General features: G+C 62.1%; 17 protein-coding genes. 9 read left to right on the top strand and 8 right to left on the bottom strand.

Annotation, left to right across the window (positions count from 1 at the left end):
* Nucleotides 1–48 precede the first annotated feature (48 nt).
* From KBY75_RS06545 to KBY75_RS06535, 3 genes are read right to left on the bottom strand one after another with little or no spacing between them, the layout of a single operon-like run.
* Nucleotides 49–432 carry a HEPN domain-containing protein gene (locus KBY75_RS06545; protein ID WP_254937714.1) on the bottom strand — a complete coding sequence of 128 codons (384 nt, stop codon included), beginning with the start codon at nucleotides 430–432 and terminating at the stop codon, nucleotides 49–51.
* The gene (locus KBY75_RS06540; RefSeq protein WP_255023396.1) at nucleotides 425–769 is read right to left on the bottom strand and encodes a nucleotidyltransferase domain-containing protein; all 345 of its coding nucleotides are present in this window, start codon (nucleotides 767–769) and stop codon (nucleotides 425–427) included. Before KBY75_RS06540 ends, KBY75_RS06545 begins: the two co-directional genes overlap by 8 nt.
* A gap of 48 nt (nucleotides 770–817) precedes the next feature.
* Nucleotides 818–1363, bottom strand: a complete 546-nt coding sequence (locus tag KBY75_RS06535) for a DUF1543 domain-containing protein (protein WP_255023395.1) — start codon at nucleotides 1361–1363, stop codon at nucleotides 818–820.
* Nucleotides 1364–1431: 68 nt separating this feature from the next.
* On the opposite strand from KBY75_RS06535, the gene KBY75_RS06530 reads away from it, so the two are divergent.
* Nucleotides 1432–2829 (top strand): FAD-dependent oxidoreductase, encoded by a 1398-nt coding sequence (locus KBY75_RS06530; protein WP_255023394.1) that lies wholly within the window; start codon nucleotides 1432–1434, stop codon nucleotides 2827–2829.
* On the opposite strand, the gene KBY75_RS06525 is transcribed toward KBY75_RS06530, so the two are convergent.
* The 5 genes from KBY75_RS06525 to KBY75_RS06505 are packed head-to-tail and all read right to left on the bottom strand — an operon-like array spanning nucleotide 2826 to nucleotide 7961.
* Nucleotides 2826–4151: a SufS family cysteine desulfurase gene (locus KBY75_RS06525; RefSeq protein WP_255023393.1), complete on the bottom strand. Its 1326-nt coding sequence runs from the start codon at nucleotides 4149–4151 to the stop codon at nucleotides 2826–2828. The two genes, KBY75_RS06530 and KBY75_RS06525, sit on opposite strands and share 4 nt — an antisense overlap.
* Nucleotides 4148–5260: a SufD family Fe-S cluster assembly protein gene (locus KBY75_RS06520; protein WP_255023392.1), complete on the bottom strand. Its 1113-nt coding sequence runs from the start codon at nucleotides 5258–5260 to the stop codon at nucleotides 4148–4150. Before KBY75_RS06520 ends, KBY75_RS06525 begins: the two co-directional genes overlap by 4 nt.
* Nucleotides 5260–6063, bottom strand: coding sequence for a Fe-S cluster assembly ATPase SufC (gene sufC, locus KBY75_RS06515; RefSeq protein WP_255023391.1), 804 nt, complete (start codon nucleotides 6061–6063; stop codon nucleotides 5260–5262). The genes KBY75_RS06520 and sufC overlap by 1 nt, the downstream gene beginning before the upstream one ends.
* Before the next feature lie 57 nt (nucleotides 6064–6120).
* Nucleotides 6121–7560: a Fe-S cluster assembly protein SufB gene (gene sufB, locus KBY75_RS06510; RefSeq protein WP_254937720.1), complete on the bottom strand. Its 1440-nt coding sequence runs from the start codon at nucleotides 7558–7560 to the stop codon at nucleotides 6121–6123.
* Nucleotides 7561–7574: 14 nt separating this feature from the next.
* Nucleotides 7575–7961: a ferredoxin-thioredoxin reductase catalytic domain-containing protein gene (locus tag KBY75_RS06505; RefSeq protein WP_254937721.1), complete on the bottom strand. Its 387-nt coding sequence runs from the start codon at nucleotides 7959–7961 to the stop codon at nucleotides 7575–7577.
* 231 nt (nucleotides 7962–8192) lie between these two features.
* Here KBY75_RS06505 and sufR point away from each other — a divergent pair, with 231 nt between their 5' ends.
* From sufR to KBY75_RS06465, 8 genes are all read left to right on the top strand, one after another.
* Complete coding sequence (gene sufR, locus KBY75_RS06500) at nucleotides 8193–8843, top strand: iron-sulfur cluster biosynthesis transcriptional regulator SufR (protein WP_255023425.1); 651 nt, start codon at nucleotides 8193–8195, stop codon at nucleotides 8841–8843.
* Nucleotides 8844–9231: 388 nt separating this feature from the next.
* Entirely contained in the window at nucleotides 9232–9840 is a 609-nt protein-coding gene (locus tag KBY75_RS06495; protein WP_255023424.1) for a phycobiliprotein lyase, read from the top strand.
* 91 nt (nucleotides 9841–9931) lie between these two features.
* A complete protein-coding gene (locus KBY75_RS06490; RefSeq protein WP_254942735.1) occupies nucleotides 9932–10693 on the top strand; it encodes a phycobilisome rod-core linker polypeptide in 762 nt (253 codons plus the stop codon).
* Between the two features lie 185 nt (nucleotides 10694–10878).
* A complete protein-coding gene (locus KBY75_RS06485) occupies nucleotides 10879–11922 on the top strand; it encodes a DUF4912 domain-containing protein (RefSeq protein WP_255023390.1) in 1044 nt (347 codons plus the stop codon).
* Nucleotides 11923–11930: 8 nt separating this feature from the next.
* Nucleotides 11931–12113: a hypothetical protein gene (locus KBY75_RS06480; RefSeq protein ID WP_254937765.1), complete on the top strand. Its 183-nt coding sequence runs from the start codon at nucleotides 11931–11933 to the stop codon at nucleotides 12111–12113.
* Between the two features lie 57 nt (nucleotides 12114–12170).
* The gene (locus KBY75_RS06475) at nucleotides 12171–13544 is read left to right on the top strand and encodes a phosphatidylserine/phosphatidylglycerophosphate/cardiolipin synthase family protein (RefSeq protein ID WP_255023389.1); all 1374 of its coding nucleotides are present in this window, start codon (nucleotides 12171–12173) and stop codon (nucleotides 13542–13544) included.
* Between the two features lie 123 nt (nucleotides 13545–13667).
* On the top strand, nucleotides 13668–14054 hold the full coding sequence (locus KBY75_RS06470) for a hypothetical protein (RefSeq protein ID WP_254937726.1): 387 nt from the start codon (nucleotides 13668–13670) through the stop codon (nucleotides 14052–14054).
* Nucleotides 14055–14101: 47 nt separating this feature from the next.
* Nucleotides 14102–14344: a hypothetical protein gene (locus KBY75_RS06465; RefSeq protein ID WP_254929606.1), complete on the top strand. Its 243-nt coding sequence runs from the start codon at nucleotides 14102–14104 to the stop codon at nucleotides 14342–14344.
* The last annotated feature ends 4 nt before the right edge of the window (nucleotides 14345–14348 follow it).

Raw genomic sequence — 14348 nt, 5'->3', positions numbered from 1 at the left:
TGCGGAAGTGGGCCGAGTCTTCTCCTGATCATCTCTGGGCAGGTGAATTCAAGCCCCAGGCCAAGGCTCCTCCACCCGCCGCAACAGGTTTTCGACCAGATCGAAGCAGGCCAGCCAATTGGGTGGCTCAACCTCAAGTTCATCGTCGTAACGCAATTGCACCGCAAAGAAGTTGAGCTCAGTGAGGCTCTCGTATTCAGCCGTGGCTTTGCCCAATTCCTGCAACAGATCCAACAGCGCACCCAGGTCATGGGTGAAAGGAGCTTCTCCTCCAGCCACTTGAATCCAGGCCTTCAGGGCCTTTTCCGCTGCTTGCTGGAGCAAGAAACCAATGCTGCTGCCACGAAAACCAGAAAACTCCCACATGCGCCGAGCCTCAAGAAGATCGGCCCGCGCAATGCGCAGATAGCGACTGGCGTCGGCATCAGCCATCGAGCACGATCCCCTCACGGCACGCCACCGTGGTCACCGCCTGACGACAGGCGCAACGAGCAGCCACCTCACTCTGGGAGTACAGCAGTAGATCAAGAGGCAGGCGGTGGCTCGAAAGCTTTCGGCTCAGCCGACCGAGAACCACAAGCCGACTGTGCTGCGCCAGCCAGGCATCCGGAACGATGATTAACAGATCTGCATCGGAATCTGGGCGCCCCTGCCCGCGAGCCCGCGATCCGAATAGGCGCACGTCCGACTGAGGGATCTCAGCCCGAATCGCAGCCGCGATCTTAAGAATCCGAGGATCAACAACAGCAGTGATGGCGCTTGCGGTCATGGAATCAGTCTGCCTGCTGTTACGAGCGCTGCAGCAGACCCAATCACCTCAAATCAGCCGGTAGCCAAACCAATCCGGCACCTGGCTCTGGCTCAGACCATCAAGGTGGGGCTCCAGCTGCACATGCCAGCGCTCGCCGCCCAGCAGCTCCAGCTGCTCGATCGCCAGGCAGTCGTCTACGGCCACCAGATCATCCTTGTGCTGCTGCAGGGCGCCGCGCAGCCACTGGCGCTTAGCCGCCGCCTTGGCAGCCTGGGGCGAGCGAGCCACCACCAGGCCGAAGTGGTGCAGCTCCGCGAGGGAGTCGGGGCGGTAGGCGCCCAGGTTGACAAACCAGAGCCGCTCGGGCCGGGGCGCGGCCGGCTCGCGCCCGAGGCTCACCGCGAAGCCATCCACCGCTCGCACCGCCATATAGCTGTCCAGGTGCAGGCCCTCACGCCTCCCGAACCACTGCCGCCGCAGCTCCGGCAGCGCCCCTTCGATCGTGGCGCCGGCCACGAAGCGCACGTCGTGGAGCTCGATGTGACAGCCAGGGGCCCGGCCGCCCAGCACCGCCAGAAACAACTCTGGCCGGCCCTGGCTCTCAGAAATCATCGAAACCCAAACGGCCCTCGCTGCCAAGGCTTGCCAATCTGAGCGCAACGCCCCCAGCCGATCAAGCCATGACTAAGAAAGTGGATGTGCTGATCGTGGGTGCCGGGCTCTCGGGCCTGGTCGCTGCCCGCCGGCTGCAAAGCGCCGGCCGCGCGGTGCGGGTGCTGGAAGCCCGGAGCCGGGTGGGCGGGCGCATGCTGAGCAGCACCAGCGCCAATGGCAGCGTCATTGACCTGGGCGGCCAGTGGGGCGGCGCCAGCCACCACCGCTTCGCGGCCCTGCTGGATGAGCTGGCACTCGAGCGCTTTGCCAGCCACTACGGCGACCGCGGCGTCTTCCACTGGCGCGGCAGCAGGGTGGAAGCGCCCCTGGCAAAAGACTTTGCGTCAAGCCATCTCTTCTTCAAACCTGAGAGCCTCGGCCTGACTGCAGCGGAGCTGGAAGCCTTTGAGGACCTGCAGCGGGAATTCAGCACCCTGGTGGCCCAGGTGGATCCTCACCAGCCCTGGCGCACGCCCAATGCCGAGCAGCTCGACCGCCTCACGGTGGCGCAGTGGGCCGAGCGACACACCACCATCCCCCTGGCCCGCCTGCCCCTCGAGTGGCTCTGCCGCGTGGGCGGCTCCGGCGGCTTTGAACCCTGGGAGGCTTCGATCCTGCACCTGGCCTGGACCCAGGCCGTGGCCCCCCAGACGGAGAGCCCGGAAGCCTGGCTGGTGCGCGGCGGAGCAGGAGCCGTAGCCCAGCGGCTCGCCTCCACCCTGGAGGCCCAAGCGCCCGGCTGCCTGCGGCTGAACCGGCCCGTGCAGGCCATCGTTCAAGACAGCCACGGCGTTTGCCTGGTGGACAGCAGCGGGGAGCAGCATCACGCCGCCAGCGCCATCGTGGCCATCCCGCCACCGCTGCGGCTGGCGATCCGCTTCGAGCCGGCCCTGCCCGCAGCCCTTAGCGCCCTGCTGCAGCGCTCACCTATGGGAGCAATGATCAAAGTTCTGGCCATCTATGCCCGGCCCTTCTGGCGCGAGCAGGGCCTCAACGGCCTAGGGAGCGGCGATCTGCCGTTCCTGGAGCTCACCGCCGACAGCGGACCTCCGGAAGGCCAGCCGGCCGTGTTGGCCGGCTTCATCGCTGGCGAGCGCGCCTTAAGGCTTGGCGCCATGCCCGCTCTGCAGAGGCGGCAGCTGGTCATTGACGACCTAGTGGCCTACTGGGGGCCGGAAGCGGCCAAGCCGCTTGAGCTGGTGGAGCACAACTGGAACAAGGAGCCCTGGAGCGGCGGCGCCTTTACCAGCTTCGTGATCCCTGGCACCTGGACGGGCCCAGCCCGGCTAGCAGCTGCCAATCACGGCCGGGTGATCTGGGCGGGCAGCGAGGTTTCCCCGAGATGGCCGGGCTATTTCGAGGGGGCAATCGAAGCCGGTGAACTGGCGGCCGCCACTGCCCTGGGCGAATTGCCAGCAAACTAGCTGTGCTCGCGCAGGAAGGCGATCGTGCCCTCCAGTTCCTCAGCGAAGCGGTCGATCTCTTCCGGGGTGGTTGTGAAGCCCAGGCTGGCTCTGGCTGAGCCGGGGAGGCCGTAGAGGCGGTGCAGGGGCTGGGTGCAATGGTGGCCGCTGCGGATGCAGATGCCGGCTGAATCAAGCAGGGCGGCGATGTCGTTGGCGTGCAGGCCATCCACCGTGAAGGCTGCCAGGGCACCGCGATCTGGTTGCTGCTCAGGGGTGGGACCCAAGATGCGTACCCCCTCGATCGCCTGGAGACGCGCAAACAGCTGACGGGTGAGCAGCTGCTCCCAGGCGTGGATGCGCTCGAGACCAATGGCACTGAGGTAGTCGAGAGCAGCGCCCATGCCGATCGCCTCGCCGATGGCCGGGGTTCCCGCCTCAAATTTGTGGGGCAACTCGGCCCAGCTGCTGTGATCGAGATAAACGTCCTGAATCATCTCGCCGCCGCCCAGGAAGGGCGGCATCGCCTCAAGCAACGCCTCGCGGGCCCAAAGAAAGCCCATGCCGGTGGGGCCGCAGAGCTTATGGGAGCTGCCCACCAGGAAATCGCTGCCCAGCCTGGCCACATTCACCACCAGGTGGGGCAGGCTCTGGCAGGCGTCCACGAGCACCAGAGCGCCTGCGGCGTGGGCCTGCTCCACCACCTGCTCAATCGGATTGAGGCAGCCGAGGGTGTTGCTCACCTGCACCAGGCTCACGAGCTTGGTGCGCTCGCTGATCTGGCCGCGCAGATCCTCCAGATCCAGCTCACCGCTCTCAGTGAGCCCCGCATGGCGCAGCACGCAGCCAGTGCGCTGGGCCAGCAGCTGCCAGGGCACCAGGTTGGAGTGGTGCTCCATCACTGTGAGCAACACCTCATCACCAGGGCCCAGGTTGGCCTCCCCCCAGCTGCGAGCCACCAAGTTGATCGCCTCGCTGGCATTGCGGGTAAAGACGATCTCGCGCGCACTGGCCGCACCGATGAAGGTGGCAGTTTTGCTGCGGGCTGCCTCAAAACCTTCTGTGGCGCGAGCACTTAGCTGGTGGGCGCCACGGTGCACGTTGGCGTTGTCGTGGTCGTAGTAGTGCTGTAGGGCCGCCAGTACCTGACGGGGCTTCTGGCTGGTGGCGGCGTAATCGAGGTAGATCAGCGGCTGGCCCAGGCAAGCCGTTTGGGCCAGTAGGGGGAAATCAGGCCGGGTGAGGACAGCAAGATTTGGCGCAACCACCCCAAGGCTGGGCGGGCTGGCGGGAGTGGTTGCTGCGGTAGTTGCTGCAGCGGTTGTGGTGGTGCTGGTGGTCATGGATGCTCCCGCAGCAGCAGCTCTAGCGGATTCAGGGCCGCCGCCGCCGCGGGAAGCTCGCGCAACACCTCCTCGCAGTAGCCCCGCAACAGCAACCGTGAGGCTTGTTCAGCGCCAATACCCCGGCTCTGCAGATAAAAAAGCTCGTTCTGCTGCAGCCGACTAATGGTGGCGCCGTGGGCGCACTTGACATCGTCCGCGACGATTTCGAGCTCGGGCTTGGTATCCACTCGGGCCCGATCGGAGAGCAACAGGCTGCGGCTGAGCTGGGCGGCGTTGGTTTGCTGGGCGCTGCGCGGCACCCGCACAGCCCCATTGAAAACGCTGCGTCCGGCCCCATCAGCTACCACCTTGTGGAGCTGGTCGAGCTGCCCATCGGGGCCTTCAAAACGCACTTGGCTGTGGGTGTCGGCAAGCTCCTGACCATCCACCAGCTGCAGTGCCCGCAGCCGGGTCTGGGCCGCTCCCTCCAGCTGGCTGATGCAAGGCTCGAGGCGGCTTAGGGCCCAACCCCCAACTGCGGTGGTGAGCTGGAGGGAACTGGCGGGGGCCTGGCTGATCGACAGGTGGCTGAGCACGCTGGCGCAGGCATCACCAGGCGCCAGCAGCCCCATATTGAGCTGGGCACCGCGGCCCAGCTGGGCCACTGCTACCAAGCTGGTGGCATTGAATCCACTGGAGCCGTGCCGAATAAGCAGCTCCAAGCTGGCGCCCTCCTCAAGCACGAGCACCAGCTGCAGTGCCAGCAGACCCGGCGCCGCACCGGCGTCAAAATGCAATTGCAACGGATCAGCCGATCCAGCCACCCGCAAAGCCAGACAGCGGGGTGAAGCTCCTTGGTTTAGCCGCACCGACCAAGCATCGCTACCGCCTGTGGCCTCAAGCACCTGTTGCTGCAACCCCTGCACCTCATCGGCTCCGATGCGGCTAATGCCAGCGGGCAAGCTGAGTTGGGCGAATGGATCGACACCACTCCAGAGTTCGGGCGCCAAGGCCTCTAGGGCAGCCAGGCCTGTGAATCGCCACTCCTCCTGACTTCGGCCCGGCAGGGGCACGCCAGCAAGGTGAGTGAGCCAATCAGCAGTATTTGGCATAACCGCAGCTGCCATCACAGCACCTCCGCAGGTTCCCGGCCCAGGCTGGCCAGCTCCTGATCCACCCATTCGTAACCAGCGCGCTCAAGCTCCAAGGCCAGCTCCTTGCCACCGGTGCGCAGGATCCGGCCAGCCGCCATCACATGGACGTAATCGGGGGTGATCAGATCCAGCAGGCGTTGGTAGTGGGTAATAAGCAAGGTGGCATTTTCCAGGCCAGCGAGTTGATTGACCCCATCGGCCACGATGCGTAGGGCATCGATATCAAGGCCTGAATCGGTTTCATCGAGGATCGCCACCAACGGCTCAAGTAGCGCCATCTGCAAGATCTCGTTGCGCTTTTTCTCGCCACCGGAGAAGCCTTCGTTGACACTGCGATCTAAAAAGGCCGGATCCATCTGCACCACTTTGAGGCGCTCACGCACGAGGTCTTCGAAAGCAAAGGTGTCCAGCTCCTCCTCACCCCTTTGAGCGCGGCGCGCGTTAGTGGACACCCGTAGGAATTCAAGGTTGCTAACCCCCGGGATCTCCACCGGGTATTGAAATCCCAGAAACAAGCCCAAGCGGGAACGCTGTTCTGGCGCTAGCTCAAGTAGATCTGCACCCATATATGAAACCGAACCGGCTGTGACCGTGTAGGCGGGATGGCCGGCCAACACTTTGGAAAGTGTGCTTTTGCCGCTGCCATTACGCCCCATCACTGCGTGGATTTCACCAGCTCGGATAGTGAGGTTCACCCCTTTAAGGATTGGCTGCTCCTCAACCCGTGCGTGCAGGTCACAAATTTCGAGCAGTACCGAGGCGTCTGGGCGAATCACAGCAGGTAAGGAAAGGCGGGAAAGGGGGAACGGACAGATAGAACAGATCGGCGCGGCTCAGCCGACGGATCCCTCGAGCTTGAGGGCAAGCAATTTGTCTGCCTCAGCAGCAAATTCCATGGGCAATTGATTAAACACATCACGGCAAAAACCACTGACCATCATCGAAACCGCCTCTTCAAAACCAATGCCCCGGCTTTGCAGGTAAAAGAGTTGATCTGCAGAGATGCGGCAAGTGCTTGCCTCATGCTCCACTGCAGCATCTGGTTGCTGAGAGCGGATATAAGGATAGGTATTGGCGCCAGCTTGATCGCCAATTAACATCGAATCGCACTGACTGTAATTCTTAGCGCCTACCGCTTTAGGGCCTATCTGAACAAGGCCTCGATAGCTATTAGAAGAATGACCAGCGCTAATGCCCTTACTGACAATGGTTGAACGGGTCCTCGGGCCAACGTGAATCATCTTGGTGCCAGTATCGGCCTGCTGATAGTTATTAGTAAGGGCAACCGAATAGAACTCGCCCACCGAATCAGCACCCTGCAATACACAGCTGGGATACTTCCAGGTAATTGCCGATCCAGTTTCCACCTGAGTCCAACTAATGCGGCTGCGGTCACCTCGGCACTGACCGCGCTTTGTCACGAAGTTATATATTCCACCTACGCCATGCTCGTCACCGGCGTACCAGTTCTGAACCGTTGAATATTTAATAGAAGCGTCATCTAGCACCACCAACTCTACAACGGCCGCATGGAGTTGATTGGTATCAAACATCGGGGCCGTGCAACCCTCTAAATAACTAACCGAAGCACCCTCTTCGGCAATTATCAAAGTACGCTCAAACTGGCCCGTATCAGCGGAATTGATCCGGAAATATGTTGACAGCTCCATTGGGCATGCCACACCCTTGGGAATAAAAACAAAAGAACCGTCGCTGAAAACCGCAGAATTCAGGGCCGCAAAATAGTTGTCATTACTGGGAACAACTGTGCCAAGATATTTCTCTACCAAACCTGGATACTCCTTTACAGCCTCACTGATAGAGCAAAAAACAACGCCGTGCTCAGCCAGCTTTTCGCGATAGGTGGTGGCGATTGAGACACTGTCAAAAACGGCGTCAACCGCCACATTCGATAGGCGCTTCTGCTCGCTCAGGGGGATGCCAAGCTTTTCAAATGTTTCCAGCAGCTTGGGATCGACCTCATCAAGGCTGGCTTTTTTCTCCTGCTGCTTAGGAGCTGCGTAGTAGATGATGTTTTGATAATCAATCTGCGGGTACCCCAGTGCGGCCCAATCTGGCGACTGCATCTGCAGCCATTGGCGGTAGGCCCGTAGCCGAAAAGCCAATAAAAACTCAGGCTCATTTTTCTTCGAAGAGATCAGACGCACAACGTCTTCACTCAGACCCTTGGCGATCTTTTCAGTTTCAATATCAGTGACGAAACCGTGCTTATACGGCTGTGAAACTAGATCGCCAACGGTTGCAGTACTCATCGAGGTAAACCGAATCAGCTGGCAGTAAGGGCTTTAACTTCGTCTAAGGAAATTGTCTGCTGGTCACCGCGGAAAGCATTGTCCTCGGTGAGAAACAGCATGCAGTGGCACTCTTTACGCTCCCGCATGGGCACGCAAGGGCAGTTCCAAAAGGCTTGGGAAACCTCGGCCTGCTTGTCCTCGTAATGGCGGCAGGGGCATAGGGCACCACCAAGCTCATCTTTGTGCTTGGCCAGGCCAGCAAGCACAACCGCGGTCACACCAGGATCACTACAAAAATAAGTACCAGTGCGCTGCGCGTAGGTTTCGGCAAACTTTCGAATCACCTCCAAGCTGTCGGAATGCGCCGGCGAACTCCCTGCGGGGCTCTCAGCGGTCGAACTGGCCGGAGTGTCGGACATGGCTCGAAAGGGAAGGTGATCAGAAGGCAGTAGTCAATCAGCGCCTCGAAATGTGACGCCATCGGCAACCAGCAAGTGGATTTGCCGGCAGACCATTACGAAACCAAGTTGTTTCGATAGTGGTTGAGCCTAAGACACCATGGCCGGGAGCGGGGCCCAATCCCCAACCTCCCGCCAGTCGTGGCATCGTTGTCTCAACCGGCCTTTGCCGTGAGCGCCATTCCCCAAATCATTCCCCAGCACGCCGATCCGGCATCCACTCGGGATACGGTCCTCACCTTGCTGGTTAGGCATGGAGAGGCCACCGCTAGCGCCCTAGCCGCTCATCTGGCGATGTCGGTGCAGGTTGTGCGTCGCCATCTGCGTGGCTTGGAAGATGATGGTCTGGTCGAGGCCAGTCCAGCGGCGGAGGGTCCGGGCAGGCCCAGTAATCACTGGCGCCTTACCGCCAAAGGCCAAGGGCAATTTCCCGATGGCAGCGACCATTTCGCCCTCGGCCTGCTGCAATCTCTGGCTGGCAACCTGCCACCGGAAACCCTGCACGGACTCCTAGAGCAACAAGCCATTCAGCAAGCTGACGCCTACCGCCACCGCATCGGCGCCGGCTCGCTTCAAGAGCGGCTGGAGCAACTGGTGGATCTACGCCGGCAGGAGGGCTATCTGGCGGAATGTTCTCAAGATGCCGGCGACCCTCAAGCCTGGATGCTCAGTGAATTTCACTGTTCCGTGATGCGCATCGCCGAGCAATTTCCTTGCATCTGCGACCAAGAGCTGCAGCTAATTCGCCACACCTTTCCCGACTGCCAGGTGGATCGGGTGCAATGGCGCCTGGAGAAGGGTCACTCTTGCGGCTTTCGCCTGACGCCCTGCCGTGACGACTGAAGCCCCGCCACCCCAAGCCCAAAGTCCGCTTTCAGCAGCGGAACTGGCGGAGCTGGAGGCCACCCTCCTGCCTGCCTTGGAGCGGCACCACCTGCGCCTTCTGGCCCATAGCCTGCGCAGCCTGCAGGCGGTTGCAACTCACCAGCCCGCGGGGGCACTCCCAGGCCATGACGCGATTTGCGCCTGGGCCAGCCAGCAGCCCGCGCTCACCGACGCCCCCTGCTTCCAGGCAGTCCTGGTGGAGCAGTTAGAAGCAGCGGGCAGGCAGCTGCAGCAACTGGCCACCAGCCTGGGCCGGGCACCATTGGCCCTAGAGCTGGGCGACCTCATCGCGGCTTGCGATCATCGCCACAGCCACATTCATAGCCACATCACGCCAGTGAGCGAAATCCAATCCGAGTCGATCGCCGACGCCCTCAGCTTTTTCCGCCTTAGCTGCGGTCGCTGGCGCTCCCAGCGCAGCAGCCATCACCTGCTGCACCGGCGAGCTGAGGCGGGAGGCTCCTTCATTGAGGTGGTGGAGATCGCGGCAGCCGATCCCCGCCTAATCGCCATCGCCGAGCTCCACGGCGAAGATCCCGCCGGCCTCGTTGGGGGCTGCCGGGTGACCTGGAACGCCTCAATGGCGTGGGATAAGGCCGGAGAAGCCCACGAAGGGGAAAGCGTTTTCGGCTTGATCCCCACCGATGAGCTCGGCCGATCCGGCCTGCTGCTGCGCGACCGTGGCTACGCCGAAACCGCCCCCGTGGCAGGCCATTTCGCCATGGACGAGCGCGATGGGCTACTGCTCACCACCGGCTACGAAACCATGGCCAGCCTGGAGCGATTCAGCTTTGCCGGCCCCAATGTGCGTCTGCGCACCAGCACGGTGGAGGGCCTCTCCAATACGGCGTCCTTCTGCGTGGAGACACGGCTGCTAGACAGCCCGCAGCCTGGGGCCAAAACCCCAGCCCAAGAGCCCGTTTCCGAGCAGCCCCTGTCTCCCCTGGGATGGTGACGAACGTTACGGACTGTGAGCCCTGTCTCGGCCAGCCGAAGCCGGCCGCGGCTGCACTTCTACGATCCACAACGACGGATGATGAAGTTGTGTGGCCCTGCCCCTCCTGAAATACGCGCCCACTACCCAAAACTCGCGGGTTGACCCGCTACGGGTAGGTTCGGATGAGGACCCCAAAGCCATGTCCATGGACAGGGCAATGGATCCCAAAGACCTAAATCTGGTCATTGAGTCGTGTTATCGACAGATTTTCTTTTATGCCTTCAAGGTCGACCGCAACTTGACACTGGAGAGCCAGCTGCGAGACGGCCAAATGAGTGTGCGGGATTTCATTCGCTCCCTGTGTCTCTCAGACACCTTCACACGCAGCTTCTACAACCTGAACAGCAACTACCGAGTGGTGCGCCACTTAGTGGAAAAGCTTCTGGGTCGTCCCACCCACGGCCGGTCTGAGGAGATCGCCTGGGCGGCCGTGCTGATGACCCGCGGGGTCAAGGGCATGGTTGACGACATCCTCAACGGCCAGGAATACCTGGATGCCTTCGGCTACGACACCGTTCCCTTCCACCGCAACCGCGTGGTGGGCTCCCGGGATCTGGGCGAAACCCCCTTCAACATCACCACTCCGCGGTACGAGGCCTACTACCGCGGCATCTTGGGCTTCCCCCAGGTTGTGTACACAGGCACCGCCAAAACAATCCCCGCTCGCTCCCGTCAGCGCCGTGGCGGCTTCCCCGAGGACTACCTCCCCTGGGTGCGCAATCTGCCTGCCATGCGCAGCCAAGGCGGTGCATCCGGCAGCGTCAGCATGGACTATCTGTCCAAGGTTCCTTACCGCAGCATCGGCCGCTGAAGCCAGTCTCCAACTAAAACCACGGGCGGTCAAAAGGCCGCCCTTTTTTATGGGCCATCAGCACCCAGGCCGTCAGCATCTACTGACGGCTCCAGATCGAGCTACCCGAGCCAGGAGAAACTCATCCACACTGATCCCAAAAGAAATCTGTCGCTGTGACCCAGGCACTTACCGCATTGGCACGCATGACTTTGCGTCAGCTGCGCCAGGTCGCCAGCGACCTTGGGGTGAGCCTGTACAGCCGTAAGTCCAAGGATGAACTCCTGGCGGCCATCAATGTTCGCCAGGATGAGGAGGACACTCCTATCAGCCTTAAGGCAATCGAAGCAGAGCTACCCCCAGCTCCCCGCCCCAGCTCAGCAAATACCAGTGTTGTATTTCTGCCCCGCGATCCCCAGTGGGCCTACGTGTTCTGGGATATCTCCGAAAGCGATCTGGCCTCAGCCCTCGCAGCTGGCGCCTCCCAGCTTTGCCTGCGAGTAGCCGACGTAACTGGCCTGCCCGGCGGCTCGGCTCACCCCCACACCCTGCAGGAAGTGGTGGTCGACAGCCATGCCACCGAGTGGTATTTGCCCGTGCCCCTGTGCGATCGGGATTACCGGGTGGAACTCGGCTACCGCAAAGGCAGCGGCGGCTGGATATCCCTGGCCTTCTCTTCAGTGGCACGGGTACCAGCCCAGCACCCCAGCGAGCAAATACTCGATCAGTTCGTGCCCTTTTCGCTGGACACGGCTCCAGCCATCCTGCCGACGCCGGTGGAGCCAGCCGATGCAGGGCTGCACGAACGCCTTTATCAAACAGCTACAGCCCGCTGGCGCCGTCTTGGCAGGGGTTCTGAGGCTTTCCATGAGCTTGAGGCAGCCGGCCTAGACACCAGTGAACTGAACACCTCTGGTGCCGGCATCTGGGCCAGTGGCCGCAACGCCTCCGGCATCGGCGGGGTCGCTTCCCGTCAACGCTCGTTCTGGCTTGTGGCTGATGCTGAGCTGATTGTGTACGGTGCCACCGATCCCGCTGCCCGCCTCACCATTGGCGGTGAGGAGGTGCCCCTTTCCGCCGATGGCACCTTCCGAGTGCAAGTGCCCTTCCGCGATGGTCAGCAGCTGTATCCGATCGAAGCGGTCGCCGCCGATGGCGAGCAGAAGCGCAACATCACCCTGGAATTCAGCCGCTCCACCCCTGAGGACAACAGCAACCCAGCCGAAAAGGCCGTAAGCGAATGGTTCTAAATCTATCCTTGGCACTGAAGCGCTCTGCCGTAGCCCTCACGCCGATGGCGGGAGCCCTGGCCTTTCCGCTGATTGTGCCGGTTGTGTTGGTGCGCTTCGGCCTGCCAGCCGCCATGCTTAGCGCGGTGTTGATTGGTACTGCTTGGTTTGTGGTGATGCTGCGCACCGCCGAGATGCCCGGCCACCACTAGATAAAGCCTGGGCTTGATCCGATGTGGGAACCCTGGGTTCAACCGCCCAGGACTGCCATGGCCAACCTTTTGCCGCGCCACCCCTTCGCCTGGGCAAGCCTTGTGGCCTTGGCTCTAGCTGGCTGCAGCGCTGACGCCCAGCTACTGGGCCAGTCAGCCCGGCCCAAGCCCCTGCCCAAGGGGATTGAGCTGGCCTTCAACCACGCCGAAACCAGCCGCTACCGCAGCCCGATCAACGGTCAATGGCGTCAGGGCGACGATCTCGAGGCTTTCGTTCTGGCCAGTATTCAGTCGGCGCGGCGGGAAATCCTGATAGCGGTGCAGGAGCTGTCTCTGCCGAAGCTGGCCGAAGCGCTGGCGGCTAAGTACCGCGAGGGGCTGACGGTGAAGGTGGTGCTGGAAAACACCTACAGCAGCCCCTGGAGCGAAGAGCATCCGGCCGATCTGGCTCCACACCAGCGCACCCGCCATGAGCAGCTCAAGGCCCTCGGTTGGGGGGATGCTGTGGCGATTCTGCAGCGGGCCGGCGTGCCCCTGATCGATGACACCGCCGATGGGAGCGCTGGCAGTGGCCTGATGCACCACAAGTTCATGGTGGTGGACAGGGCCGTGGTGGTGACCGGCTCAGCCAATTTCACCCCCTCCTGCATCCACGGCGATCCGGGTGCAGACCGTAGCCGCGGCAACGTCAACCACCTGCTGCGTCTGCGCAGCCGTGAGCTGGCTAACACCTTTGTGGCCGAGTTTGAGCGGATGTGGGGCGACGGCCCCGGCGGCCAGCCCGACAGCCGCTTTGGACTGGGCAAGGGCGGCGGAGCTCCCCAACAGCTGCTGGTGGAGTCAACGCCGGTGACGGTGCTGTTCGCCCCCCACCGCCGCAGCGATCCCCACCAGGGCCTGCTGATGTTGGAGAAGCTGCTCGCAGGCAGCCGCAAGCAACTCGATCTGGCCCTGTTCGTGTTCTCGGATCAGGGACTGGTTAATGCGATGGAGAACCTGCAGCAGCAGGGCGTCAACATCCGCCTACTGGCCGATCCCGGCTTCGCCAACCGAGCCTTCAGTGAAGTGCTCGATCTTCTCGGCACCAAGCTGCCCGACCACCGCTGCGGCCTGGAGGCGGCGAACCGCCCCTGGCAGCGCCCCCTGGAGAGTGTGGGCACACCACGCCTGGCCAGCGGCGACAAACTCCACCACAAACTGGCTGTGATCGACCACCGCACCGTGGTCACCGGCTCTTTCAACTGGAGCCCCAGCGCAGCTCATCAAAACGACGAAACCCTGCTGGTGCTCGACTCCCCCCAGCTGGCCGAACACTTCACCACTGAAATGAACCGGCTCTGGAAGGGGGCCGAGCTCGGCATCACCCCCCGGCTGCAGCGCAAACAGGAACGGCAGCAGGTGCGTTGCGGCAGCGGGGTGCAGCGCAGCTGACCAGGACTGGCCGCCGTAATTCAGGCCACACCAATGGTGCCCGTACAAGCACCAAACACCACATCTGGTGATCAACCCCTACGCTCAGCGCACAGCAACCACTCTGGCGAGAGGAGTAAGACCATGCCAAAAAGCGGCGGCTTGGGCAAAACCGGAAGCCTGATCAAATCCCTAGCCGGCTCCTTAATCCTGCCCGCAGAAGACTCAACCCCAGCCGCGCCGGTGGTCTACACCACGGCCATTCGCAGCGAGGGCAGCCTCAGCGAGTCAATAGCGGGGATCAGCGTGCTGGCCAACCAGCTCGGTTTTACCCACGCCCCCGAAACCCTCTATGCCGTTGACGGCCAGAGCGCCGCTTTCCACGCCGACCATGGCGCCAGGGCAGTGAGCCTGGCGGTTGAATGCAATCCGCAGCAGCAGACAGTTTCCCTAGCGGTTAGCGGGCTGGACAACCAGGACACCTTTGAAACATTCCATCAGGTGTCCAGCACCTTGTTTGGTGACTGCTGATCTTCGGGAACGCCCCCTACGCTGAACGTCTTCCTTATCTCGCGGCCATGGATCACCAGCCGGCCTCCCGCAACACCTCAGCCACCCTGGATGCCATCCAGCTGATGCTGCGCGACCTCCACACCCGGCACGATGAAATCCGCCACCGGGCCGCATTCCGCGGCTGCACCAACGAACTGCTGGCCGTGCAGCAGGAGCTCGTGGAGTATTTGCTTAGCAAGAAAAGTCAGTTGATGGGCCATGTCGACCCGGTTAGCGGCGGCACTCGCAACTACAACTCCTTCGTTTGAGTAG

The organism is Cyanobium sp. T1G-Tous (assembly GCF_024345455.1).
Classification (GTDB): domain Bacteria; phylum Cyanobacteriota; class Cyanobacteriia; order PCC-6307; family Cyanobiaceae; genus Cyanobium_A.
Note: the sequence above shows the minus strand (reverse complement) of the source record. Positions and strands in the feature narration are given on the sequence as shown.